Source organism: Clostridium sp. OM05-5BH (assembly GCF_003481505.1).
In the GTDB taxonomy this organism is placed as follows: Bacteria; Bacillota; Clostridia; order Lachnospirales; family Lachnospiraceae; genus Otoolea; species Otoolea fessa.
Map to the genome: position 1 here is coordinate 21,063 of NZ_QULJ01000017.1, position 206 is coordinate 21,268.

The 206-nt window shown below is 56.3% G+C and carries 1 protein-coding gene; it reads left to right on the forward strand.

What is annotated here, in order from left to right:
* A partial coding sequence (locus DXB70_RS14455; protein ID WP_243099974.1) for a type IV secretory system conjugative DNA transfer family protein occupies positions 1-206 on the forward strand: 206 nt, incomplete at both ends.

Consider the following 206-nt stretch of genomic DNA (forward strand, 5'->3'; position numbering starts at 1 on the left):
GATAAGCTGGGGGATGAAAAATCAGCGCTGTTCTTTCTTATCAGCGACACGGACACCACCTACAACTTTTTGGTTGCCCTCGCTTTTTCGCAGATGTTCAACCTTCTGTGTGAACGGGCTGACAATACCTATGGCGGGCGTCTGCCCTACCATGTGCGGGTGCTGTGGGACGAGGCTGCCAACACCGGGCAGGTGCCGGGGCTGGA